This is a genomic window from Sporosarcina sp. HYO08 (assembly GCF_001563475.1).
Lineage (GTDB): Bacteria > Bacillota > Bacilli > Bacillales_A > Planococcaceae > Sporosarcina.
The window spans coordinates 305,661-332,181 of record NZ_LPUT01000012.1; the positions used below are offsets into that span (position 1 = coordinate 305,661).

At 42.3% G+C, this 26,521-nt stretch carries 15 protein-coding genes; 11 read left to right on the top strand and 4 right to left on the bottom strand.

Annotated elements, in window-relative coordinates; translation table 11 throughout:
• Positions 1 to 31 precede the first annotated feature (31 nt).
• From AU377_RS05980 to AU377_RS06000, 5 genes are all read left to right on the top strand, one after another.
• Positions 32 to 1,036, top strand: coding sequence for a C40 family peptidase (locus AU377_RS05980; protein WP_067405629.1), 1,005 nt, complete (start codon positions 32 to 34; stop codon positions 1,034 to 1,036).
• A 126-nt stretch (positions 1,037 to 1,162) separates the two neighbouring features.
• The gene (locus AU377_RS05985) at positions 1,163 to 3,181 is read left to right on the top strand and encodes a glucosaminidase domain-containing protein (RefSeq protein ID WP_067405632.1); all 2,019 of its coding nucleotides are present in this window, start codon (positions 1,163 to 1,165) and stop codon (positions 3,179 to 3,181) included.
• A gap of 449 nt (positions 3,182 to 3,630) precedes the next feature.
• Positions 3,631 to 4,464 (top strand): nuclease-related domain-containing protein, encoded by an 834-nt coding sequence (locus tag AU377_RS05990; protein ID WP_067405636.1) that lies wholly within the window; start codon positions 3,631 to 3,633, stop codon positions 4,462 to 4,464.
• A 94-nt stretch (positions 4,465 to 4,558) separates the two neighbouring features.
• Positions 4,559 to 4,996 (top strand): IS200/IS605 family transposase, encoded by a 438-nt coding sequence (gene tnpA / locus AU377_RS05995; RefSeq protein WP_156450389.1) that lies wholly within the window; start codon positions 4,559 to 4,561, stop codon positions 4,994 to 4,996.
• Entirely contained in the window at positions 4,983 to 6,077 is a 1,095-nt protein-coding gene (locus AU377_RS06000) for an RNA-guided endonuclease TnpB family protein (protein ID WP_082731953.1), read from the top strand. Before tnpA ends, AU377_RS06000 begins: the two co-directional genes overlap by 14 nt.
• Before the next feature lie 585 nt (positions 6,078 to 6,662).
• Here the strand turns inward: AU377_RS06000 and murJ are convergent.
• The 3 genes from murJ to csaB all read right to left on the bottom strand — a co-directional run bounded on the left by murJ (position 6,663) and on the right by csaB (position 10,778).
• Complete coding sequence (murJ, locus tag AU377_RS06005) at positions 6,663 to 8,171, bottom strand: murein biosynthesis integral membrane protein MurJ (protein WP_067405654.1); 1,509 nt, start codon at positions 8,169 to 8,171, stop codon at positions 6,663 to 6,665.
• A 291-nt stretch (positions 8,172 to 8,462) separates the two neighbouring features.
• Entirely contained in the window at positions 8,463 to 9,638 is a 1,176-nt protein-coding gene (locus AU377_RS06015) for a glycosyltransferase family 4 protein (protein WP_067405659.1), read from the bottom strand.
• An 18-nt stretch (positions 9,639 to 9,656) separates the two neighbouring features.
• Positions 9,657 to 10,778, bottom strand: a complete 1,122-nt coding sequence (gene csaB, locus AU377_RS06020) for a polysaccharide pyruvyl transferase CsaB (protein WP_067405661.1) — start codon at positions 10,776 to 10,778, stop codon at positions 9,657 to 9,659.
• A gap of 196 nt (positions 10,779 to 10,974) precedes the next feature.
• Between csaB and AU377_RS06025 the strand changes: the two genes are divergently transcribed.
• The 3 genes from AU377_RS06025 (at position 10,975) to AU377_RS06035 (ending at position 16,587) form a co-directional block, all read left to right on the top strand.
• Complete coding sequence (locus tag AU377_RS06025) at positions 10,975 to 11,697, top strand: WecB/TagA/CpsF family glycosyltransferase (RefSeq protein WP_067406090.1); 723 nt, start codon at positions 10,975 to 10,977, stop codon at positions 11,695 to 11,697.
• Positions 11,698 to 11,721: 24 nt separating this feature from the next.
• Positions 11,722 to 13,020, top strand: coding sequence for a nucleotide sugar dehydrogenase (locus AU377_RS06030; RefSeq protein WP_067405663.1), 1,299 nt, complete (start codon positions 11,722 to 11,724; stop codon positions 13,018 to 13,020).
• A gap of 291 nt (positions 13,021 to 13,311) precedes the next feature.
• Entirely contained in the window at positions 13,312 to 16,587 is a 3,276-nt protein-coding gene (locus tag AU377_RS06035; protein WP_067405668.1) for an S-layer homology domain-containing protein, read from the top strand.
• 554 nt (positions 16,588 to 17,141) lie between these two features.
• Here the strand turns inward: AU377_RS06035 and AU377_RS06040 are convergent.
• Complete coding sequence (locus tag AU377_RS06040; protein ID WP_067405671.1) at positions 17,142 to 17,942, bottom strand: cobalamin-binding protein; 801 nt, start codon at positions 17,940 to 17,942, stop codon at positions 17,142 to 17,144.
• Positions 17,943 to 18,093: 151 nt separating this feature from the next.
• Between AU377_RS06040 and AU377_RS06045 the strand changes: the two genes are divergently transcribed.
• The 3 genes from AU377_RS06045 to AU377_RS06055 all read left to right on the top strand — a co-directional run bounded on the left by AU377_RS06045 (position 18,094) and on the right by AU377_RS06055 (position 26,370).
• The gene (locus AU377_RS06045) at positions 18,094 to 18,294 is read left to right on the top strand and encodes a late competence development ComFB family protein (RefSeq protein ID WP_067405677.1); all 201 of its coding nucleotides are present in this window, start codon (positions 18,094 to 18,096) and stop codon (positions 18,292 to 18,294) included.
• A 521-nt stretch (positions 18,295 to 18,815) separates the two neighbouring features.
• On the top strand, positions 18,816 to 23,366 hold the full coding sequence (locus AU377_RS06050; RefSeq protein WP_067405680.1) for an S-layer homology domain-containing protein: 4,551 nt from the start codon (positions 18,816 to 18,818) through the stop codon (positions 23,364 to 23,366).
• Between the two features lie 532 nt (positions 23,367 to 23,898).
• Entirely contained in the window at positions 23,899 to 26,370 is a 2,472-nt protein-coding gene (locus AU377_RS06055; RefSeq protein ID WP_067405683.1) for an S-layer homology domain-containing protein, read from the top strand.
• Positions 26,371 to 26,521: the final 151 nt, after the last annotated feature.

Consider the following 26,521-nt stretch of genomic DNA (forward strand, 5'->3'; position numbering starts at 1 on the left):
AAGTCGAAAAACTAGACAATGGGGTGGCTTTATGAGGAAACGGTTGACGGTTGCGTGGTTCTTATTTTCATTCATCATCATTCTTCCTTTCGTCTCGACAAAAGAAGTGCTAGCAGCAACAAACGATAACATTACAAAATTTGCAAAGCAATTCGAGGGCACGCCTTATCTTTGGGCTGGCACAACACCAGCCGGCTTTGATTGTTCCGGCTTTATCCGTTACGTATTCAGCAATTTCGGCATTGATCTGCCAAGGACATCTGAAACGCAATATACGGCAGGAAAGCCGGTAGAAGCGAAAGATCTGCAACCGGGCGATATTGTATTTTTCCAAAATACATATAAAGAGGGCATCTCTCATTCCGGCATTTATTTAGGGGATAATCAATTCATTTCGGCAGAATCAAAAGGCATCGCGATTTCGAAACTATTTTCCCATCCGTACTGGGATTCCAAATACGCGGGTGCTAGGCGAGTGACGGGCAATGCGAAACCGACAGCCCCAATCTTCACGGATGTCACAACATCGCACCTTGCATACAATGCCATCGTTGACTTAAACAATAAAGGCATCATTGGCGGTTATCCAGATGCCACGTTTAAACCTGAAGAATCGATTACACGCGGACAAGCTGCGGCGATGTTAAACCGCCACTTAAAGCTGACGGCCAAACAAGAAGTCACTTTTACAGATGTGGGGAAATCGAACCCATTTGCTCCGCATATCGCGGCAATGAATGAAGCTGATATTTTAAAAGGCTATGAAAATGGCACATTCGGAATCGATGACACACTTACTCGCGGCCAGTTGGCGGTCATCTTGGATCGGGCATTTAATTTACAAGCGAAGGCAAACAAAGTTCAAATCGCATCCCTTTACCAAGACGTTGCACCGAATTACTGGGCATCGGACGCCATTCATGCGCTGAAAACACTTGATAAGACAGGCATTTTCCAGACGAGCACGTATGACATTACAAAAAACACATCACGTGCGGAATTTTCCGCAGCTGTCTATAGTGCGATCTCAAAATAATACTGAATCCCTTGACCTAGTCGAGGGATTTTCTATTTACAATTCTAGTAAAAAGTATGACAATAGCAAGGTGCTGTACCCGTTGAATTTTGATAGAATGATAGGAAGGAAGAGGGGGGACAAACTATGAAACGACAGCTGGTCGCCTTCATGACCATCATATTACTAATCTTACCGATTGCACCTTCCATCTCTCATGCAGATGAATTAAAAGGTCTTACATTGGAAAAAGAGATGAGAGAAATGATCGAACGCGGCATCATTAAAGGGTTTTCGGATGGGAAAGTTTATCCAAAAGCGGACGTCAACCGAGGGGACTTCGCTGCATTTTTGGCACGGACGATGAAACTTCCAAAAGAAACACCAAATTTCACGGACATCAATAAGTCTTCCGCGATTGCTGGCGAGATCGGAGCCATGCAAAAAACAGGCATTATGAACGGAACGACAGACGGTAAGTTTTTGTCGACACAACCGATGACACGTGAAGAAATGGCAATGACAACTGCCCGGGCATTGGCATATTTAGGCATGCCAGTGGAAAATGCGAACGTCATTCTGACCGACGAAGCAAGCTTTACATCGGATGAAGGAATTACTGGTGCAAAGCAAGTGTTTAAAGCAGGCATCATGAATGGGGTCAAAGTAAACGCTAGCCGCACGGAAATCACCTTTAATCCGAACGGCATTTCCCAGCGTGACCAAGTTGCTGCTGTTCTCAAGCGGTTCATCGATTTTGTAGGCGAAGACAACTTAGGGAAACCTGGTGAAGATTTGCCGAAACCGCCGCCAATTATCGAACCGGACAAGTTCCAACTCGCTGCGATTCAAAATAAAAAGCTTGTCGTTTTGAATAAAACGTATAACACGTATGCAGAAGCAGTGAAAGCATTCAACGCAAGCCCGACAGCCCAAGGAATCTATAAAGGTACGGAACTAATACGCGTAAAAAGCGGCATGGCTTTTGCACAAGGGCCGGCTGGACAAAATACGATCATTTACACAGCGCCTGACTTCAAAACACAAGCAACTTACATTATGGCAGGCCGCGAAATGCGTATTTTGGGATATGATGAAAAATTTATGAAAGTCCAAGTGGCGGACACAGTAGGGTACGTCAAACATAGTCAAATTGACTTTGTTCCAACGGCAATTTCAGATGCGAAAGATTACTATACGGCGCTTGGTAACGTGCTGCATCATTACACATACAATTACTTAACAAAATCGTATGCGTCTTATAGCATCGGGCCGAAGCCAGGCTTTATGCAAAACAATGTGAAATATTATTCAGCAGACGGCGTTCACTTTTTAGACGGGGCTGGAAAAGCGGTCGGCACACATCATCCGTATTTCCAATTCCAATCAGTGAGAACCAAAACAAACTATACAGCAGACGAGCTGAATGCTTATATCCAAACAGCTATAGCTGAACGAGAAAGTACAGGCATTGCGAGATACGCAGGCGCATCAACGAAATCAAAACTCATTGACCTTGGTGAGTATTTGAAGAAAATGGAAGAAGAACAGCGCGTCAACGCCTTGTTTATTCTTGCGACAGCCATTCACGAAAGTGACTACGGCATGAGTGCCAACGCCATGACGAAAAACAATCTTTTCGGCATCCGCGTCTTTGATAGCACACCAGAAGCCGGGGAGAAATATGCAACACCACAACGCAGCGTCGAAGCATTCGTATTGGAATATGCGAATAAAAACTACGGCCCGCAAACGGGAGCCTACTCCAAAGGCGCAGCCCCGGGCAATAAAACAGCCGGCTTCAATGCGCACTACGCATCCGATCCAACATGGGGTGCTAAAATTGCGGGTCATATGTGGCGCATGGACCTCGCAATGGGCGGGAAAGACATGAAGTCTTATAACCTTGCGATGACAAATCAAAGCGGAAACCTTAATGTACGTTCCGGCCCTTCTACGCAAAATGCCATTTTATTCTCTTATAAACCGAGAGACCTTGGCAGAAGCGGAGAAACCGGCTACCCAATTGTCTATGTCGACCGACAAATCGGCGGCGATGGCTACTGGTGGTATAAAATCCTCGCCGACAACTTGAAAGATAATAACGGGAATCCAATCGAATACGGATGGATCCGCGGCGATTTAATGAGAACGATTAGTCAATAATTGCATGAACCCAACCCCGATCAGGCTTGCTGATCGGGGTTTTCATATGCGGTGAATTGCCCTGAATCGCTCCCGAGTTCCCCTGAACGAGTGCTAAGTTACCCGCAATTCATGCTGAGTTACCCTAAACAGGCCTTGAGTTGTCCTCAACCGGCTCAGTTGCCCTGAATCGCTCCCGAGTTCCCCTGAACGAGTGCTAAGTTACCCGCAATTCATGCTGAGTTACCCTAAACAGGCCTTGAGTTGTCCTCAACCGGCTCAGTTGCCCTGAATCACTCCCGAGTTACCCTGAACAAGCGCTGAGTTACCCGCAATCTATGTTAAGTTGCCCTCAACCCGCCATAAACCAACCACGACAAGAATTCATAAAATTCTACAAAAAGCACTTGTTATCAAACGACATATTTGCTACTCTGGAATTGATTACAGAAAATTAAAATTAAGGAGGAGTGACTCCAATAAGTATTTATCGAAGAAAGCCTGAAATAATCAAGGCGTTGCATCGTCTACTGATTCGTCTTCATCCCGATAGCCCCCATTTCGAACGGATGAAAGACATACTCTATCAACAAGAAGCTGGTTACATAGGTGAAGTCAAAGTAGACAATATTCTACACTCCATCCATTTTCCTGAACCCGTAAAGATTTTGACCAATGTTGAACTTGCTATTTCCCCAGGCAACTTCATTCCAATTGACACTCTAATTGTTTCTTCCACATCCATTCTTATTCTTGAGATCAAGAATATTGCGGGTACATTTACTTATATTCCAAATCCTCCACATTTTGTTCGAACCTATCAAGGTAAAGAATCCATTGTCATTGATTGTCCTTTCATGCAGCTCCGTAGGAATCAAATCGGTTTAGATCAATGGCTAGCTAAAAACCGCTTGCCTATTAAATCTACAGGCATGATCGTCATGGCCAATCATAAAACATCTGTCCTGAACGCTCCGCCGGACATGCCGATTCACTATGCAAAACATTTATCGGTCCTATTAAGAGGCACAGAACCGAAAAAACAAATAATGACGCAGTCCCAAATAAACGAACTCGCTTATAAACTGCAGCAAGATCTTCGTCCCTACAATCCATATCCAATCTGTGAAAAATACAATATCGATCCGCGACATCTTAAAAAAGGGTTCATTTGTTCAAACTGCTCCACGAACTTAATCCGATATTCTGAACGAAAGTGGGAATGTCCAACTTGCGGAGAACTAACCGATCAATCCTATTTAGGAAATGGAGCGGGAATCCTCGGTATTTTAATGCCGAGATGAAAGCGACCACCCGTAATGGTAAATGAAATAACTGACTATGTGTAGATGCTTTAAGATTGTGTATATTGAATTATAAACGATATATAGATACACTATGTGTATGGGGAAATTAACTCACGCACGAACGTGCGTCTACAACGTAAACTATCATATTGTTTGGTCGGTGAAATATAGAAGAAAGGTATTAAACTCAGTTATTGAAAGGCGTCTGAAAGAGATTGCTTTCGAGGTTGCGAAGGAGAAAGAGTTTGTTATTCACAAGTTGGAAGTCGGCGAAATGGATCACGTACACCTCTTCGTTTCAGCACATCCAAAGATCGCCCCTTCTTACATTGTGAAAATGATTAAGGGTATTACGGGCAGAAAATTATTCATCGAATTTCCCGAGATCAAAGAAAAACTATGGAATGGTACCTTGTGGAACCCAAGCTTCTATCTGGAAACGGTAGGTTCCGTTTCACAAGAGGCCATCCAACAGTATATCGATAAACAAAAGAAAGGAGATGACTTGGTTGGCAATGATAACGTATAAGTTCAAAATCTCCGCAAAACAAACACAGAAGGATAAGATCATCGAAACTATTTCTCTCTGCCGATGGCTGTATAACACGGCCCTTGAACAGCGGATTCTTTTGTATCGCGAAAAGAAACAATCACTTTCTTTTTATACGCAAAAGAAGGAGCTTCCGCTCCTAAAGAAAGAATTTCCGATCTTTAAAACTGTTCATTCTCAGGTCCTCCAGAATGTATTGGAGCGTTTGGATAAAGCGTATAAGGGGTTCTTTGGAAGAATCAGGAAAGAGCAGAAAGCGGGGTTTCCTCGCTTTAAAGGCACAAACCGTTTTCACTCATTCACATATCCGCAAAGTGGTTTTGAACTCAAAGGAAACGTTCTTAAGCTTTCCAAAATAGGGGATGTTCGGATTCGTCGTCACCGAAAAATCGCAGGTAAAATCAAAACGTGTACAATTATTCATAAAAACGGAAACTTTTTTGTTTGTTTTGCTTGCGAAACGACAAAAGTAGCTGTGCCTGCCCTTCCGAAAAAATCGGTAGGTGTTGACCTCGGCGTTCAACATTTGGCGATCACTTCGGATGGTGAAATCTTCGAGAACCCGAAACATTTACGTAAAAACGAACGAAAATTAAAGCGTCTGCAGCGTTCGGTTTCGAAGAAAAAGAAAGGTTCCAATCGACGAAAAAAAGCCGTAAGGCTTCTGGCGAAGCTTCACGAACATATCGCAAATAAAAGAAGGGATACCTCTCATAAAGTATCCCGTAAACTTGTAAATGAATATGACTTGATCGTTTTTGAAAACCTAAACGTTCAAGGGATGGTCAAAAACCATCATCTAGCAAAAAGCATTACGGATAGCGCGTGGAGGAATTTGATCGACCTAACTTTATACAAAGCTGAGAATGCTGGTAAAAGGGTAGTTCTTGTCAATCCTTACAACACATCGCAGATGTGTTCGGAGTGCGGCACGATCGTTAAAAAAACATTAAAAGAGCGTGTGCACAGTTGCTCGTGCGGTTATATCGAAGATCGTGATATAAACGCCGCAAAAAACATTTTACAGCTCGGGCTATCCACCATAAAAACGGTAATCTAAGAAACATAAGGTGCGGAACGTGCCTTCGTGGAGAGAATGGGGTTGCCCATCTCAATGAAACGAGAAGCATCTTCGGATGCATCCGGAATTATCGGATGCTCGGGATTTTAATCCCGAGAGGTTCACAAGGTTTACAGGATTGGTTTATGTTAATAAAACCCAGAATCACAAATGAAGAATGCCGCCAATTTTTTAATTTGAAAAATAGGTATACGGCAAAATATATACTTAGTATGTCGCCATTAAAGAGGGAAGGGCAGTCAAGAGCCATTTTGTATTCATGGGATTATACTATTTCTCCATCTAAGATAGTAGAAAGAAAGGGTAATAAACTTAAATAAAATAACGACCACTCGGCCTATAGAACCGGGTGGTCGTCTTATGGAATGAAATACTGATTAAGTTTCGCACATGATGTCTTGAGCTGCCCATAACTAGCTCCGAGTTGCCCGCAAGGAGTCACGAGTTCCCCGCAAACGTACGAGTTGCCCTCAACTAGCTCTCAGTTGCCCTGAAACTTCATTGAGTTCCCCTCATCTTGTCTTGAGTTACCCGCAACTTGCCCCGAGCCCCTAATGGATCACATTACCTCCGCCGCAACAACCCAACAAACCGATCAAACCCCGGCCGATACATCACCCGTACCATCGCGACATACACAATCGCGCCAATCGGTACGAGTACCGCCAACTGTAAAATCGGCATCCAATTGCCAGCGCCGCTCACAATTTTTGCGCCCCACACAGCAAGCCCCATAATAATCGCCGGTCCAACAACACGCACACTCATCCGGGCAAACCGTTGAAACTCCGCCGCGCCGAGATCCTTATACACAACAACCATCGACACAACAAAGTAATACACACTGACCGCCGAAGCTGCAACCGCAAGCGCCGGGTATCCATACTTATCAACCAACAGCCAGTTCAGCAAAAAGTTCACCGCGATCGTCGTTACACTAATACGGAACACAACCGCCGTTTTCCCACGCGCGTACATGGATTTCGATAAAATTAACTGCATCCCTTGGAACACGATAATCGGCAAGTACAACAGCAATGCCAAATGCGTATTCGCTGTATCGGTCGAAGTAAACGCTCCGCGCTCATAAATAAATGCTACAACCGCATCGCCCACAACGAGCAATCCAACCGCAATCGGCAACAACGTTACAAGTGATATTTCCATCCCGCGAAACACGGTATCTCGAAACTTCGCGATATTCTCCGTCTGCTCGCTCATGAGTGTAAAGATAATCGCAGCCAAAGTCGTCGCGTAAATCGCATTCGGGATGCTAATAATTAAAGACGAGTTATTCAAATACGTAACCGCGGCATCGCCCGTACCACTCGCAAAATACCGGTTGACGAATAAATTCACTTGCCCCACAACCGAATTCAACAACGATGGCACAATTAGCATCAAAAACGCTGTCTGAAATTCCCGCTCCATGCGTAGCACCGGCCGCCACTGGTAATCCGACCGTACAAGCGCCACAACTTGAATGAGCGCCCCTAACACCGTCCCGGCAACAAAACCATAAACAAGTGAGTAAATTCCCCAAATGTCACTAAAGAATAATGCAAACAATGCAGCCATCAACGTCGCCAATAGCTTCGCCACTTGTGAAGGCACAAAAATCCGGCGCGACTGCAAATACGAATCGAGCAATCCGCTCAGTGCAATCATCGTCATAAACGCAAAGAAGATTTGCGTCATCTCAACCGCCAGCACCTTCGTCTCCGCTTCCATGTTTCCGTAAATGAACGGCACGAAATACTCCGCAAAATACCACCCAAACAAACTAATGCCAATGAAAATCATCATCGTCCAGTTCAACAGCGCATTGGCGTTCTGGTCACCGGAATTCCCGGCCGCCCGGCTCTTCACATACATCGGCAAAAACACATTATTAAACCCCGTCGAAATCATCGCCACGACGAGGGTAATAAAACCGAAAGCCAAGAAATAAGCATCTGTCTCCGCCGAAGCCCCGAACTCCTTCGCCACAATCGACTCACGAATAAACCCCGACACCTTCAACACAAGCGCCAGCGCCGTCGTCCACAACGCCGCCTTCTTCAATCTCCCCATAAGCTCCTCCATATAAGAAAGCTCCCAGCCAAAGCAGGGAGCCAAATATACATATTTATCATTTATCTAACGAAACAAATGCTGCATGAGTTCCCCGCAACACCGTGTGAGTTGCTCTCAAAGTTGCTCGAGTTACCCTCAACGCTGTGCGAGTTGCCCTCAACACCGCCCGAGTTGCCCTCAATGCCGTGCGAGTTCCCCGAACCGCCGCCCGAGTTGCCCTCAATGTAGCTTGAGTTCCCCGAACTGCCATGCGAGATGCCCCCAACACCGCCCGAGTTGCCCTCAACGTCACCCGCGCCCAAGCGCTTTCAAGTAAATCTCCTCATACTTCTCAGCCGCTGCGAAATGCGAGTACTCTGCCACAATCTTCGCGCGCGCTGCATCCGCCAGCCGCTGCCCTTCTTCCGGATCGGCCAACAAACGGATCATCGCATTGCTCAAATCCTCTACGTTTTGCTCTTCAACGAGCAGGCCGTCTTCGCCGTCCAAAATAATCTCCTTCAATCCGCCAACCGCGCAAGCGATCAACGGTACACCGGAGCCCATCGCTTCCAACGCAGAGATCGACGTCGCTTCTTCCACACCTGCGGAATAAATTGACGGCACAAGCGCGACATTCGCCAGCGAGTAATATTCAATAATCTCCGCATGGTCAACCGCACCAACAAGCGTCACGCGATCCGCGATCCCAAGCTCTGCCGCTTTCGCTTTCATCTCTTCCATCATTTCACCCGTACCCGCAAACACAACACGCGCCTTCGGGAACTTCTCAAGCACCGCTGGCAGCGCTAAAATCGGGTAAATGACACCGTTTTTCTTCGTTAAACGACGCGGTACAAAAAATATTTGATCATCCAACTCAAATCCATGCTTCCCGCGGAACTCATCACGTCGTTCCACCTCAGGTTTAAACGACTCCACATCGATAAAGTTCTTAATCATATTCCCGACAACGCCGGTTTTCTCTTCAATATAATTCTTAATCCGCGTATCCACCGTAATCACTTCACGTGTCACACGGTATGATTCCAGCTCATCTGCCATCAGCTTTTCCGCTTCCGGCGAGCCTTCAATGACCGTACCTTTGGAGATCCCTTCATACGTCAAATAGCCATGCACCGTGCTCACAACCGGCACGTCCGTCGGCAATGACGCAAATGTCGTATAGACATCCTGTGCGTTGATCAAATCATAGCCCTTCGCAGCCTCTTCTTTAATCAAAGCCTCCAACTCATCTTTCCGGCGCTTCAACGTCCACACATAGCCGGAGCCTTGCTTCACTTTATTCAATAAAAACGCAGGTCCGCGCACAACGCCGTCTCGCTTCCATTTCGGTACATCAGAAAAAGACACGATTTTCACTTCATGTCCGCGCGATTCAAGTCCAGCCTTCAACGTCGTCAAATGAACCGACAGCCCGCCCAAATGGGGGTAATCATACGCGGTTGCTAATAAAATCTTCATCGCCCATCGTCCTCCAACTTATCGTTTCTTATCTACAAAATTCTCTTTCAACAACTCCACATTGCGCATTGCTTCTTTTCGCAGCACATCCACATTCGGTTCAATCATCGCTTTCACTTCATCCTGATGATCGAGCGCATACAGCGCATCTTCTAGCAGCGCCTCTTTCGTAAAATCGCCAAGCGGGAAAGAGTGCTTCCACATACCGGAACGCTTCAAAAAGCTTTCCACTTTTCGGTCATAACTCAAGCCCACATGCGGTACATTCGACAGTGCCGCGAAAATCAACGCGTGCAAGCGGAGCGCAATCGTTAAATCAGTACGTGCGATGAAGTTATAAAACTCATTCGGCGTAAATGCTTCTCCGAGCAACTTCGTCTTGTCGGCATGCTTCATCTTCGCCATCACTTTCTTCGAAACATTCGTATCATAAGGCGGCTCCATCGGCACAAACACCGGCAGCACACCACGCTGTTCGATTAATTCATCTAACACCCAAGCGAGCTTTTCAATATACTCGTCCTCATGATCAAACCACGGACGCGGCGCAACAGCAACAAGACGCTCATCGCCTTTCAAACCAAGTGACGCATACGCCACATGATCCTCATCCGATTTAAACGCAAACACAATATCCGCAGTAACAACCGTTTTCGGTCGTTTGACGCCTAAACTATGCAAATAATCTTTTGAATATTGATCCCGCACAGTGACGAAGTCTGCCATATTCGCAAACGTCCGCATTAAAAACTTGCCCCATTTACTCGTAACAGGCCCGATCCCTTGTGAGAAGAACATGACCTTCGTTCCACAAAGCTTCGCCAAAAAGACGATGAGCAAATAGTAGGGAAGGGGACCGAACAAAAATTTCGTTGGATATGTATCTTGTAAAAGCCCGCCGCCGCCGGATATTAACAAATCCGCTTCGCGCAATGCCTTCACTTTTTCTTTATTCTCATGGCGCCATCCACGGTACACCGACTTCACGCCATGTTCTTTTGCCGTCTGTTCGGGGGACAATGAAAATACCGTAATGTCCGGGTTGTCCAACTCAGCACGCAAATTATCTACGATCGCTTTCAAAATGGCCTCATCGCCAGTGTTGCCGAGACCGTAAAATCCAGAAAGCACAATCTTCATACTACAAACTCCTCCTATCATTCCGTTAAGGGTGACAGTCACTCACACAATTCAAAGGGCATAAATTGTGTAAGTGACTGTCACCCCAACGAGTGCCTGGCACCCCTCAAATTTTATCATTGTTCTTCCTCGCTATGCAACCCGTTTCAGTTTCTGCTATACTAATACAATTGAAAGCGAAGGAATCGAGGGTATTATTATGAAAGAAACATACCTTGGCGTACACGTATCGCCACTTACATATGAAGGAATTGTGACAGAGGTGAAAGCCCGTATGAAAAGGGACGAGCAGTCCACCATAATTGCAGTGAACCCTGAAAAAGTCATGACGGCACAAAAAGACCCGCAAGTAAAAGATTTGATCAACACCTCAACGTTTCAAATCGCTGACGGGGTAGGCATACTACTTGCATCAAAACTCCAAAAAGGAAACATCACGTCCCGCGTCACAGGCGTCGACATGATGGCACGCCTTCTTAAATTTGCGGCGGAAGAAAACGAACCGATCTATTTATACGGCGCTAAAAAAGAAGTTATCGAACTAGCCGCCGAAAACATTCAACGAGACAATCCGGGCATCACCATCGCTGGGATGACAGACGGCTATGAACAAGACGAAGAAGCGCTCGTCCAGCGCATTAACGACAGCGGCGCTCGCATCATTTTCGTCGCCCTCGGCAGTCCAAAGCAAGAATTATGGATTCGTCGCAACATGCCGCGACTCAAAAACGTCTTAGTTTTTCAAGGAGTCGGCGGCAGCTTTGATGTGTTTTCTGGAACCGTCAAACGTGCGCCTGCCTTGTTCCGAAAGACAGGAACTGAATGGCTTTACCGGCTGCTCAGTGATCCAAGACGTCTCAAACGTCAACTCAACTTACCGCGATTTCTCATCGCGATCCTATTTAATGGAAGAAACTAATTTTCTAAAGGAGTCTTTCTAATCATGAAAAAATCAATTTGCGTCGTCGGTCTCGGTTATATAGGCCTACCTACCGCAGTCATGTTTGCCAATCACGGACATATCGTACACGGCGTCGATGTGAACGAAAATGTTGTAAAAAGCATTCGCAAAAAAGAACTTCATATAGAAGAGAACGGTTTACAGGAGCGTCTCGATGCGGCCATCGATGCGGGCACATTAACCGTCTCAACAGAACCAACGAAAGCGGACGTCTTCATCATCGCGGTACCGTCACCGATTAAAGAAGACAAAACGGCAAACTTAGAAATCATCCGCAGTGCATCGAAAGCCATTGCACCCTATGTAGAAAAAGGCAATCTCGTCATTTTAGAGTCAACGGTACCACCACGCACCGTTCAAGACGTCGTCATTCCAGAACTGATCCCATCTGGACTCGAAATTGGAACGGAACTATTCGTATCTCACTCGCCAGAACGTGTCATTCCAGGAAGAGTATTTGAAGAGCTTGTCTCCAATGACCGTATCATCGGGGGTATTAATGAAGAATCCGCACGTATGACATCAGAGTTATACCGTTCATTCGTAGAAGGAAAAATGCACGAAACAGACGATACAACGGCTGAATTCGTGAAAGTAATGGAAAACACCTACCGTGACGTCAACATCGCGCTAGCGAACGAACTCGCGCAAATTTCCCATACAATCGGCGTCAACGTCTGGGAAGCGATTCGCCTCGCAAACTTCCATCCGCGCGTCAACATTCATCAGCCAGGACCGGGAGTAGGGGGGCATTGTATCGCCGTCGATCCATGGTTCATCGTCGAATTAAATCCGGAACTAGCCAAAATCATTCACACCGCACGGAAGACGAATGACAGCATGCCGGCTTATACAGCAGGACTCACAGCAGATATCCTTAGAGCAAAAGGCATCGAACGTCCAAAAGTGGCGGCATTCGGCCTTGCCTTTAAAGGAAACATTGACGACATGCGCGAAAGTCCGTCTGTCGATGTCGTTGCGCAAATGAAGCAAAACGATCTGTACGTCGTTGCGTACGACCCGCATATTAAAGAAAACCAAATCGAAGAACAAACGCAATACGAAGAAGAAGCCTTAAACAGTGCGTCGGCGATCGTTATCTTAACGAGTCACGATGAGTTTAGATTATTAGATCCCGAAAAAGCAGCACTTCATATGGCGCACCGTGTCATCATCGATACAAAAAATTGTATCAACCGTGCCAAATGGGAAGCGGCAGGCTTTGACGTCTATCTTCTAGGTGATTCCAAAAATGGAAATGTAACAAAAGTAAAGAATTAGTCACAATAAGACGTGAATAATCAGAAATATTCACGTCTTTGTAATAAAAATATTGAATTCTAGAAATGGTTTGCTATAATAGATTCTGAGTTTAATTGCCAATAGGTGCAAAACACACACTGCTTTTATACATAGAATTTGTCATGGAATCTAGTACTCTAATACTGGAAAACTATTCTATCCAAATTAAAGCTGGATTAATTAGCACTTTGTTGGTACAATTTAAACTGGAATCTATGAGACAAATGAAAGTTTCATATGTATATTCAAATTTAGGGAGGAATTCTACACATGGCTCATCAACCAAAAGCTTACAAAAAGTTCGTAGCATCCGCTGCTACTGCAACTCTAGTCGCTACAGCAATCGTGCCAGTGGCATCTGCTGCAGAAACTAAATCGTTCACAGACGTGAACAAAAACTACGAAAAAGAAGTTAACTATCTTCTAGAGAAGGGTATCACTCAGGGTATCAGCGACACGAAATTCGGTACAGATCTACCGATCAAACGTGGCGACGCTGCAATCTTCATTGCAAAAGCACTAAAGCTTGATACAGAAAACGCTAAAGACCAAGATTTCACAGACGTGAACAGCCGTGTGGCAGGTGCAGTTAACGCAATCGTTGAAGCTGGCATCGCTAGCGGTAAAACAGAAAGCACATTTGCGCCAGATGCTAACATCACACGTGCAGAAATGGCTAAACTTCTTGTAAATGCATATAAATTACAAGCAGGAGAAACAAAAAACACATTCACTGATGTAAACAACACTTGGGATGGTTATGTTGATGCATTATTGGAAAACAAAGTTACTTTCGGTTTGACTGATACTACATTCGGTGCAACTCAAAACGTAACTCGTGGACAATTCGCGTTATTCATTTACCGTGCGGAGAATCCAACTCCTCCAGTCGATGAAGTAAAAGCACCAGAGGTTGTATCGGTAAGTGCGATTAACTCTAATAAATTAGAAGTAACATTCAACACAGAAGTTGAAGGTGCAAAATTTGAAGTTAAAAAATCTGGAGTATCTATCGCTGCAACTGTAGAATATAATGCTGAAAAAACAGTAGCTGTTTTAACTAAAGCATCTGGAGACTACGTTGCTGGCGATTACACAGTAACAATTTCTGATGTTGAAGGTTTAGAAACAGTAACGAAAGAAGTTAAAGTTGAAGAACAAAAAGTAGCAGAAATCCAAATTATTGGTGATGCAATTAAAGCTGAAGGCGGTCAATCAGCTAAAGTATCTTATAAAGCATTAAACCAATATGGTGATGACTTCACTAAAAAAGCTTCACTACAAGTAACAGGATCTGATGCAACAAATCCTCAATTGGATTCAACTAAAGGGCTAGTGACTTTAACAAAAGATTTTACTGCAAACAACGCTCCTAAAGAAGTTGTTCTTACAATTGTTGATCCAGCAACAGGCGTATCAGCTTCAAAAACTGTGAAAATTGCTGATGCTGCTGCAGTAGCAAGTTTTGAATTAAGCGAATTAACATACCCTAAAGATAAAACTCGTGTTTATGCAAACACATCTGAAGCAGCAAAAATTGCTTTCACAGCAAAAGACCAATACGGAAATGACATTGCTGATCCAAGCTCAGCTGTACAATTGATTTCTTCTGATACTAATACTGCAGAATTTAGCTATGTAAAAGATTCAGATGATAAATACTACATTAAAGTGACTACAAAAAATATTACTGTAGCTAAAGATGTAACATTAACTGCAGTAAATGCTAGAACTGGCGCTGTTGTAACTAAGACTTTCAAAGTTGAACTTGCTGCTGAACCAACTAGCATTACATTAGGCAACATCAGCGAAGAACTTGTGGCTGCTAATGACACAGTTTACATGGATCTTGAAGTTAAAGATCAATTTGGTGAGTTAATGGAACCAAAGGATTATGCTACAAGTGCAGATGAGTCTTCACTTGGTATTACTGGAACAGCTCCACTTGCTGCTGGTCAAATGTCAATCGTTACTGATAAATATGACAAAAACTACGGTAAATTAAAATTAGAACCAACTGCAAAAGGAACAGCTACTTTAGTTGCTACACTTGGTGGGAAAACTGTAACTAAGTCTGTAGAAGTTAAAGATGCTCGTGTACTTTCTGAAGTTGTAGCTCCTGCTACTGGTTCTACTGTTATCCAAGGTGCAACAGCTAAATTAGGTTTCAAATTCTATGACCAATATGGTAAAGAAATTAAAACTGTTGCTAATACAGAAGACATGACTTACAAAATCACATTAACAAAAGTTGATGGGGATACTGATTCTGTAGTTTTAGTTACTACAGCTGAAGCTGCTTCCGAGGCTAACTTAAATAACATTTCAGTTACAGCTGCTAATGGCTTAACTGGTTCTTATAAAGTAAAAGTTGAATTGCTTGGTGCTGCAAACAAGGTACTTTCTTCTGCAGAAACTACAGTTAAATCTGTTGCAAACAACGTTGAAGGTTTAACTTACACTGTTGATGCAGTAGAAAACTTAACTTTTGATGCAACTAATGGTAATGGTGCTGTTGATGGTACTAACCCATATGCAAAAGTAATCAATGTAGTAGGTACTGATAAAGATGGTAACAAGATTACTATCAATCCTGCTCAAATTTTAAATGTTGAAGTAACTGGAGATGCTCAAACGCCTTATCTTCAAGTTGGAGAAGTTTCTACTGCTAATGCAGGAACAAAAGTAGATGCTCAAGAAGGTAAATGGGTTGTAGCTGCTCAGAAATTAGCTGACAAAGATATCCCAGCTGAGCTTAATCTTAAAGTAACTTTAAACACTGCAGACGGAGTGAAAGTTCTTACTGCTCCAGTAACTGTATCTAAAGAAGCTCCTAAAGCACAGGAAGTTCAAATCCTTAGCAAGGCTGTATCAATTGATGAGCCAACTAAGCTTGCTGAAGATTATAAAGTAGTTGATACTTTAACATTTGCAAACCGAGCTAACGCTTTAACAGGTACAGAAGCTGAAGGTTTAGATGCAGATGCAGTATTTGTTACTGTAAAAGACCAATTCGGCGTATATAAAAATGTTGATGCTAAATTCATCGTTAATACTCCAAGCCTAATTAGCTTTGGAACAAGCGCTGTAGCGCCAGCAGCTGCTGATGGATTCTACACTACTGATGCAGGAGCATTTACATTAGTTGACGGTGGTACTGTAGCTCAATTCTCTGCTGATAAAAAAATCAAGCTTAGCGTTCTTGTAGGAGATAAGACTGCTACACTTGATGTAGTGATTAAAGCTGAAATAGCTCCAACTGTTACTACACCTGCTGCAGCTTCAATTGCTGCTTCTGGTAACGATGATGTAGTTTTCTCAGAAGAACTATCTGCTTCTTCTAAAACTGCAGTTGAAAATGCAATTAAGGCTGCTGTAAAAGGTGCAACAGCTTCAAACTTAACATTCACATGGAATGGTGCAACACTAACTGTTGCTAATGGAAATACTACAACAGCTGCAACATTTGATGCAGATGTAACAGTTGATATTACTGATTTATTTGGTAACAAAACTACTGGTGCAATTGTTGTTGATAAGCAATAATTCTATAAAAAAAGAGAGCATAAGCATTCGGTGACAGTCACTCACACAACTCAGACACTATTCTGATAACCGTGATTGATGCCAAAGAAATTAGCCCTTTGATCGAGCAATCGGTCGAGGGGCTTTTTCTGTTTCTACTGTCTTTTCAAATAGATATTATTATCCTGAATACAATTACGAAGCTCTAACTTCCATTGCGGAGTTAGGGCTTATTTATATAAGAAACCCGTGCCTGTGCATCACACAACTCAGACACTATTCTGATAACGGTGATTGACACCAAAGAAATTAGCCCCTTGATCGAGTAATCGGTCGAGGGGCTTTTCTGTTTCAAGCGCTTATTGCTTTCGGAAAAACGTACCAGAAAACAAGAAAACCGCCCTTCGCCGTCGCAAGCATAAGGGTGGTTCTCGAAAGAAATAAAGTTACTTAGACAACCACCACCCTGACGGCAGTAGTTGCATTGAGAAGTGTTAGGGTACTTCTCTTTTTTATTATATTCTCGTTATACATGAAATAAACCCTAAGATAAACCTTTAAACATTCGGTGACTGTCACTGGAAGTCAAACAATAGATCCCTGTATATCTCAGGGTGAAGCATTTTTCCTAATTTCAATGCACCTTCAAGTAATCGAGGGGATGGGCGGCAATACAGTTCTTCCTCCATAATTGCCATACGCCCATTTTTAACGGCGTTGAGATCTTGCCAACCCGGTCGTTTCAAGACGACTTCTGTTTTTACTTTTTCGATATGGACTCCAACCCAAGCGAGCAATATGTAGTCAGGATTTCTGCTTAAAACATCCTCCCAATCAGTTTGCACACTGGCAAGTTCTACATCACGGAATTCATTTCGTCCACCAGCAAGTTCACTAATTTCTGTTAACCAGTTAATGCTGCCTGGCGTGAAAACTGGTTTTGGCCACCATTCCCAATAAAGGGAAGGAAATGTTTCTACAGTTAAAGCCCTATTTTTCATTTCGGCGATGATGGCTAAAAATTTTTGTTGAACTTGCAAGGCTTGCTCTTGTATACCGCATAAGTTTCCGACGGTGATGAGGTCTTCCGCAATATCCGTCAAGCTTTGCGGATTTAGAACAATATGTGGGATTTGGCGTTTCTCGAGTTCTTCAATATTTTTTTCCATTCCAGGTACACTTAACGAAGCGAGAACGAGATCCGGTTGAAATGACTCCAATTTATCCATATTAATGGATAAATCGGGACCAAGCCGGGGGAGATGTTGAATGCTTTCAGGCCAGTCGGAAAAATCGTCAATGGCTACGAGATGATCAAGAATTCCCAGATAGGCAAGTAGTTCTGTATTGCTGGGACAGATTGAAATAATGCGCATACTAGTCACCTCCATTTGGATTAATTGTATCATAGTTACGTGAGTGTACGATTATAAAAAGTACTTTTGAGTAAAGTTGCATCCCTTGTCGCATCATGTTGTAAAATGGAAGAAAATTGTAGCTTTCAATAGAGGACTTGGGGGATGCTGAATGGCTATTAAAAATGTAATGGAAATCATTGTACGTGATGTTTTACTGGGTAATAAACAGGAATTAAAATTAACTTGCTCATGTAACAGATGTTTGGATGACATTATGGCTCATGCGCTTAATCATTTGCCGCCGCGGTATATTGTCAATCCTGACCATCAGCCGTATGTCCGAGTGATGCACGAAGCGGATCGTGACTAATATATTACGGGTTGTTACACAGGCGGCAACAGTTGTCTCAGCAAACCCTCGTTGTCATGAACATGAAGTACCTGGAGTATGAGATACCCACTAGTGTTGCATGGAGTCCGCGATCGAGAAATCAATCGGGGCTTTCTTTATTTTGTTTACTGGCAAATTATTTTTTGTTTAACTTCTGTAAATATATTCCTCCAGTGGATAATAACCCAATACGCACAAGGTCATTGTCGCGAAAAAAGTTGGATGGGTGGCAATCTGATGCAGTGCAGTAGGTAGTTGGTTAAAATATAATTCTAAATTTGATTGTACTTAATTACCAATTTTCTGAAAAATGTTGATAATAATTCCGATCCTGTTAGTCTAGTCTTATAGTTCTATTTTGAGTTATGCGTATATTAGCCTGTTTAATTGGTAACTAACAACCAAATTTTATGCAAAATTACTTATTTAATTTTAAAAGGCAGCTAGAAAAGATAAGCATACGATCTTTACAAAGTACAGAAAATTGAGGGGGTTAATAAATGACTCACCATTTAAAATCTTATCGTAAGTTTGTAGCAGCAGCTGCAACGGCGACACTTGTGGCAACGGCGGTGACACCTGCCTATGCTGCTACATTTAAAGATGTATCCAGCAATTACAAAGAAGCAGTAGATTATCTTGTTAGCAACAAAATCACTAACGGAATCAGTGTGACAAATTTTGGAACAGATTTAACGATTAAACGTGCGGATGCTGCAGTTATGTTGGCGAAAGCATTGAAATTAGATGTAAAAGATGCCAAAGATTCGGGCTTTACGGATGTGCCGTCCCGTGCGAAAGCATATGTAGATGCTTTAAAAGAAGCAGGTATTGTGAACGGAAAAACAGCCAAGATATTTGCCTCTGACCAGAACATTACCCGCGGGGAAGCAGCTATTATGCTTGCAAAGGCCTATGAAATTACAGGAAGTAAAGTGAAAATTCCATTTACCGACGTTGCTGTTCATTATCAGGATTCTGTTGCTGCTCTTGTTGATCATAACGTTACTTCGGGGAAAACAGCTACATCATTTGGCACTGGACGAGCCATTACACGCGGAGAATTCGCAATTTTCCTACATAGGCTATCGAAGCTTGAAAGGGAAGAGCCGAAAGAAGAAGCTAAGGAAAAAATAGAAGTGTATAATGAGGCTGATTTAATTGCCGCATTAGAAGATTCGAAGATTACTAAGGTCTTATTAGGAGCAGATATCACATCTGATAGTATACCGACGATTCAACACAAAGTGGAAATTGATTTGAATGGAAAAACTCTAAAAGGAATTGTAAAATACGATATTCCTAACGGTACAGACACAATTACGTTAGCCTCTTCTAAAAATGGAGGAAAGGTGCAAGGGGATCTATCTGTTAATACTCCAAAAGCAGATTTCATTGTAGGTGAGAATGTAGAGATTGCAGGAACGACTACAATTGTGAACGTGAAGGAAAGTACATTCTATAATAAAGGAATACTAAACGCTGTAGTGATCGAGGATCATGATGGGACAAGCTTCGCTAACCAAGGAAATGTGAAAGGTAACGTGGCGGTTGAAACGGATGGAGCCATAATGTTAATGGGTAAAATTGATGCGGTAGTTGTCAATAAAGCAGCGGATATTACGGTTGCAGAAAGTGCAACTATTAAAAGTATGACTGTTACGGTTAATGGTGTAACAGTGAATGCACCAGCTGGAACGGTTCATACAATCCAAGCCTCTGATGGAGTAACAGTTATGGATCCTGATGGTAAATCAGTAGAAGGACCGACTAATTCTAGGGGAGGATCTGGTGGTAGTGGGGGCGGGACAGTTGTCAAGACAGTTTCTGGCAACATTGATTCATTTACAAAAGATGCTGTTACAATTAATGGGAAAAAGCATAAAATTTCTAATTCATTAAAGGGATTATTTAATGAAGAAAATAATGCAGCATTGCAGGGAGCATCTATTGTATTTGAAAGTAAAAATGGTGTAGTTGACAAAATCACTAAGCTTGAGCTTACGAATACAACAGGAACGGCTGATAAAAACCTTGTTCTAGATGGAGATGGAGCGGTTATTGACGGTTCCGTTATTATTCAAGGCGACTATTACAATATCAAAAACATGACTGTTAATGGGGACTTCACGATTACAGGTGAAGTGCAAAACAGCTTTATATCGGATCAGTTAACGGTAGAAGGCACTATGCATATTGCGGAAGAAGAGGCTAAGCAGGTGGCAGCGGCATCCTTTATGGTGCAGGCGGCAAGTATTTCGAAGACCCGGATCACTGTTGTTTTTAAAGATTCAACAATTGCTACATTTGAAATCGCGAAGGAAGATGTGCACTTTACTGCGACTGGCAGCACAAGAGTAACGACATTGTCGCTTCAGGCCAATGCGGATATTTTTGCGGATCCAGATGTCATCTTACCGAAAGTAGAGATTACAAAAGGTGTCACACGTGTAGTGCTGAATGCGACGATTCAAGATGTAATTATTGATTCGAATGATGAGATTGAAGTGTCAGGCAAGGGCAGATTTGATAACATCGTTGTAAATACGGATAAAGAGGTAAAACTGAGTACAACAGGAACGATCAAAAATCTTGATATGAAAAATGAAGTATCCAAAGTTTCAATCGGTAATGATGCAGTAATTAGCGATATAAAAATGCCAGAGGGTAAAACTGTTGAGGACGTAGTTAAAAACTTTAATGAAGCTAAAGAACAAATCGATAAAATTGCGGGAGTAACAAATCCTGAATTCAATGAAGAGCTTCGGGAGAAAGAAGATGAAGACTACTTTGCGGCAGGCATTTTGAAAACTGATAGATTCGGCTATGTAAAATTGAATATTAAAAACCAAGGTGATTATCAAGTAAAGTATTTAATTGTTGATGGAGCATTTAATTCTCCGAAAGCAGGGGAACAAGTGCCGAAAGAAGCGATTGACTATAAAGAGAATGATGAATTTATCCTTTGGCACGGACATGAAATCTTTGTTTATCAAACGGATGAACAAGGTAAAATTGTTGAGGTAATAGATGTGAACGAAACCTGGCATTTCCCTACGGAATGGAAGTTGAATGATGATAACACATTAACACTGAAAACAGCGATGAAAACGGATGGTCGATCAGTAAAAGACTTAATGCGTTATGTGTATGTTTATCAGGATGGGGTGGCAAACAAAGTGACTAATTTCTCCGGTTACTCATGGGGCGAATCGGATGGAATCCCTGTTTTGACAATCAATCTTAAAAATACGGATCCAACAAAGCCGGGGTGGATCTTTATAAGCGCGGACCGGTTCGGTGTATCTAGTACCTTAAATGGCGGATACGATAATGAATCGTTGAATCTTTTTGTTCTCCATGATTTGGCTCGTGATAATAGTACAGATATTGGATGGGAATTTACTCATCTGCTGGATCATATCGCGTATGAAGAGATTCAAAAGGAGGATGCTTCCGGGGGAACTTACATTTCACGTGAACGGATCGCGGAAAATGATTCTGTTAGCGTAAAAGCATACAAAGATGAGTTACTAAAAAACAAATCATCATTGCAGACATATGAGGCAGTGAAAGAAATGGTGATTCGAATTAATGAAGATTTAAAAGAGAAAGTAGATGCTTATAAAAAAGTAAGAGAACTGACCGAAGCACTTTATAAAGAAGATCGCTATGATTATCCGCAAGATGAGCGGCTTCGTGAAGGTGTGACACAACAGCAAATTGATGAAGCGCTTAAAGCGGTCAACGCGTTAAGTAATGAATTTGTTGAAAAGCAATGGCTAAAATGGGATGTAGATCATGCTCAATATTTACTTATTAAACCCACTCTTGGTCAAATTGTATCGGAATTTACAATAGCGTCCACTGTTGAGGCGGGGGCTTCGTTAATGGATCATCTTTATAAAGGGGCAAAGCCGGAAAAACTTCGGATTGAAATAGGAGCCGCGGGCCAAAGAATTCAGAAGAACGGATCGCACTCTTATGTTGTTCATGGTTCAAGATATTTAGATACAAATCAAAAGGAATTGACACTAAAGACGCAAAATAAAACTGGAGAGTCAGTAATTGAATATGTAGGCGTAACTTTGTACGTCGGTGACTATCACGTCGGCAATGAAATTATTGCCGTAACAATCGAATCTGCGGAGCGAGATGAATCTGCATTAAGCCATGAAACTAGTATTTCGAATAGAACATATGGAAAAGGAATTTATAGGGTAGACAATGATAACGAGAAAAAAATCCATATTGATCGGGATGTTACGGTCGAAATACTACTGAAAAACATTGTGGCTGCGGATTATTCAGAACAAGAATACGAATTCACCAATGCGGGAGGGGAAGCATTAAAGTCAGGTGACATCGTTGCAGACGGATCGCTGTTTACAGTCACATCTGAAGATGGACAAGCGACTGCGGTTTATCAAGTTGAAACGGTTGTTTCACTAACGGATATTCAATTGGGTGCACTCGGTGAATTGGAGTTTACAGCAAAACATTCGAATTTTGAAGAGTTGCAAGAACACTTGAATATTAGTGGTGCTGAGGGTAAATTCACGCTGTCACAAGTGAACGGTAGCCAAAATCGTTATAAAGTCATTATTTCTGATGCGGTAGAACATCAAAGATATTGGTTCGAACACAATGGCGGAAAGCTTGTTGTAACGGAAAATAACCAGGATGTTATTTGGAAAATCTTTAGCGTTGAAAGAGAAAATCCGTCAATAAATCACACTGTAATTGTGAGAAAAGTAACTGATCAAGTAAATATTACATCCAGTGAAGATATCGATGTTCAGTTCTTAAAAGACGGGGAATGGCTGAAGCAATTAGAGGTAGACGGCGTTACAATTGGTACTGAAATTACTGAAGTTAGCAATGGACAAGCGAAAATCACCTTCACAACAACAGGCAATGATCTAGGGGAAATAAACGAAACAAAAGACGTAGAGGTAAAAGTCCTGGTTAATGGAATTGAAGATCAGGATTTCATTTATCTGACAATTGGGAGGAATGGAGAATTTTTCGTTAACGTCGTTGAAAAGTGAATGCCTAAGATGACGATAAAATCTGACCGTTTCAAATAGAAATGGTGAAAAATCATTGAATATATAGAGTAAACTCCACAAAATCGCCCTTTCTCTCACTTTGTTGGTGAGACGGGGGGCGATTTTTTCATATTTTAATAGGTAACTGATATACACTCCTTATTCATCCTCAAACAAGGAAGTCATGGGAGTGGCAATCTTGTACTAAAACTTCTACCAATGTTTAAGTTAAGGAAATTGTGGAATAGATAGATAGTATTTCCTTTAAGTACCAGGTGCTCACAAAACTCATGTAAATATTATTCCAGTAATAGTAATTATTTCCAAAGGGAATAGCCCTACAATCGGCTTGGGGGCTTATCTACTAATCTTTTGTTACTATTTACCAAAAGTAGAAAAGGTACACGTAATCTATTTAACTATGTTACAATAGTTGTGCAGATGGATCATGTAAGGATGGGTAGTTAATGAATACCCAGCGCCAACCTTATAAAATTCAACTGTACTATTGCAATAGGGAGGAACTCTACACATGTCAAATCAACCAAAATCTTATAAAAAATTTATCGCAACAGCTGCAACTGCAACGCTCGTTGCGACAGCTATTATACCGACCGCATCTGCTGCGGAAGCAAAAGCATTCACAGATGTGAACAAAAACTATAAAACTGCTGTTGATTATCTAGTTTCACAAAATATTACAAAAGGCATCAACGATACAACATTCGGTACGGATCAGCCGATCAAACGCGGTGACGCAGCAATTTTCATTGCAAAAGCATTGGATCTTGATACAGTTAACGCACCAGACGCTGGTTTCAAGGATGTAAACAGCCGCGTGAAAGGCGCTGTTAACGCAATCGTTCAAGCGAAAATCGCGGGCGGCAAATCAGAAACTACATTTGCACCAGACGATAACATCACACGTGCAGAAATGTCTAAACTACTCGTAAATGCTTATAATTTGCAAGCAGGCGACACAAAAAACACGTTCACAGACGTCAACAACACGTGGGATCCATATGTCGATGCATTATTGGCAAGCGGTGTAACGATGGGGTTAAATGAAACGACATTCGGTGCAACGCAGGACGTAACACGCGGTCAGTTCGCACTATTCATTTACCGTGGGGAGTCGACAAAGCCTGAACCCGGTAAAGCACCTGAGGTCGTTTCTGTTGATGCGGCGAACGCTAAACAAGTTAAATTAGCTGGATCAGCATTAGATCAACTTAAAGCTAGTCAATTATCTGTAGAAGGAAACAAAATTCTTTCTGTGGTCGCTAGTGCAAACGGAAAAGAAGCTACTGTAACGTTTGAAACAGCGGTAAAATCTGGTGCTGAACAAACACTGAAATTCACTGAAAAAGTTGAAGGTGAAGCTGACAAAGTCAATGAATTCAAATTCACTTATACACTTGAAGTAAACGCAGTGGAAGGAACATCTGAACGTCTAGATGACGACACAAATAAGCAATTTTTAGGCTTTACGATTAATGATGGAGAAGCTGTGAGTGTTCAGTATTTAGTAGATGCTGGTTACACAGTGGAATTCCAATCGACGAAGGATCTATTCGCTTCTACTTCTACAGGTGAAGTCGATGCCTCCAAAATTGCAGATGGTGATAAGTTTGCTTATAAAGTAGTGATTACAAAAGGTGATACGACTGTTGAATCTAAACTGACAAACGTTGAAGTTCTTGATTTTGCTACTTACTTAACTTCAATTAGTGAAGTTAGCGTCACGCAAGGTGCAGTTGCTGTTAAAAGTAATAAAGTAACTGTAGAAGATAAAAACGTAACTGTTGCAGCTACAAAAGCAACGGCACTTAACGGCGCGACAATTAATAGTCCAAAAGTTACTTATAAATCATCAAACCCTGCTATTGCGACTGTTGATGCAACTACGGGTGTGGTTACGCCTATTAAGCCAGGTAATGTAACAATTACGATGGAAGCTGATGACGCGAAGAAAGAAGTACCTTTAACGGTCGTCTCTGGCGCTCGTGAAGTTGCTCAAGTAACGGCTACTTCTACTTCTGTTAAATTACTAGCTTCAAAGACTCAAACGATTGATGTAACGGTTGTTGACCAATACGGTGATGAGTTTGAAGGGAATGTAGACGTTGTCTCTAAAGATGCTAAAATTGCAACTGTAAGTAATCCAGTAGCGATTACTAACGGTAAAGGAACAGCTACCATTGCCGCAGTTGCTAAAGGCAATACAACGGTTGAAGTGAAAGCAGGAGATCAGGTTCTTAAGAGCGTCAGCGTAGCAGTTTCAGACGATTCCGCTGTTGCATCTAGAAAAATTGAAACTGTTTCTGCATCTGCTGACTATGCGCTTGATGTGGTAACAGGTTCCGATGATGCATCTCTTGACATCGTATGGAATCAATATAATGCTGGTGGATTTTTAATCGGACCTGAAAAGGATTTCACAAATGATGACCTAAAAGGAACGAAATATACAGTTTCTTCTTCTGATAATAGTGTGGCTACTGTAAGCGTAGCAACTAATGGAACAATTACTGTCGGTGCATTAAAACCAGGGACAGCAAATATTCAGATCAAAGAAGGTACGGTAACAAGAGCTTCTGTTCAAGTTACAGTTGTAAATACAACACCAACGATTACTGCTGTTAACTTTGAAACAGTTGAAGATGTAACGACTAACGGTGCTCTTAATGTACAAGCATTAAAAGCAGAAGGAATTACATTGTCTTCAACAGATTATACAGCTGAAATTCATACGGATGGAACGATCTTTGTTGACGTCGATACAACAGAAGGTTTAACTGATGGAGACATTAAGTTAGGGAAATTAGGTGCCCTTTACTCAGGCACACCTGCCGATATCACTTCTTTAAGTGTTAATGCAGGTTCTGTCGTAGCTGCAAATGTAGCGGCCGGCGCCGAAGGAACAATTGTCGTGCGTGTCGTTAAAGAAGGCGAAACTTCAGCATTCGCAACTTCAACAATTACTGTAAAAGTTCCACAGTAATATTTGGTGCCAGGCACCCACACAATTCAGACGCTATTCTGACAACGGTGATTGATACGAAAGTCAAAAGCCCTTCGATCGAGGACTCATCGGTTGAAGGGCTTTTTTCATGGTGTGAGCAGTTAAAATACTTATGAACATTTTGAGGTGC

Coding starts and splice junctions, on each gene's coding strand:
- AU377_RS05980 (WP_067405629.1), top strand. CDS start 32: ATGAGGAAACGGTTGACGGTTGCGTGGTTCTTATTTTCATTCATCATC.
- AU377_RS05985 (WP_067405632.1), top strand. CDS start 1,163: ATGAAACGACAGCTGGTCGCCTTCATGACCATCATATTACTAATCTTA.
- tnpA (WP_156450389.1), top strand. CDS start 4,559: ATGTGTATGGGGAAATTAACTCACGCACGAACGTGCGTCTACAACGTA.
- AU377_RS06000 (WP_082731953.1), top strand. CDS start 4,983: ATGATAACGTATAAGTTCAAAATCTCCGCAAAACAAACACAGAAGGAT.
- murJ (WP_067405654.1), bottom strand. CDS start 8,171: ATGGGGAGATTGAAGAAGGCGGCGTTGTGGACGACGGCGCTGGCGCTT.
- AU377_RS06015 (WP_067405659.1), bottom strand. CDS start 9,638: ATGAAGATTTTATTAGCAACCGCGTATGATTACCCCCATTTGGGCGGG.
- csaB (WP_067405661.1), bottom strand. CDS start 10,778: ATGAAGATTGTGCTTTCTGGATTTTACGGTCTCGGCAACACTGGCGAT.
- AU377_RS06030 (WP_067405663.1), top strand. CDS start 11,722: ATGAAAAAATCAATTTGCGTCGTCGGTCTCGGTTATATAGGCCTACCT.
- AU377_RS06035 (WP_067405668.1), top strand. CDS start 13,312: ATGGCTCATCAACCAAAAGCTTACAAAAAGTTCGTAGCATCCGCTGCT.
- AU377_RS06040 (WP_067405671.1), bottom strand. CDS start 17,942: ATGCGCATTATTTCAATCTGTCCCAGCAATACAGAACTACTTGCCTAT.
- AU377_RS06045 (WP_067405677.1), top strand. CDS start 18,094: ATGGCTATTAAAAATGTAATGGAAATCATTGTACGTGATGTTTTACTG.
- AU377_RS06050 (WP_067405680.1), top strand. CDS start 18,816: ATGACTCACCATTTAAAATCTTATCGTAAGTTTGTAGCAGCAGCTGCA.
- AU377_RS06055 (WP_067405683.1), top strand. CDS start 23,899: ATGTCAAATCAACCAAAATCTTATAAAAAATTTATCGCAACAGCTGCA.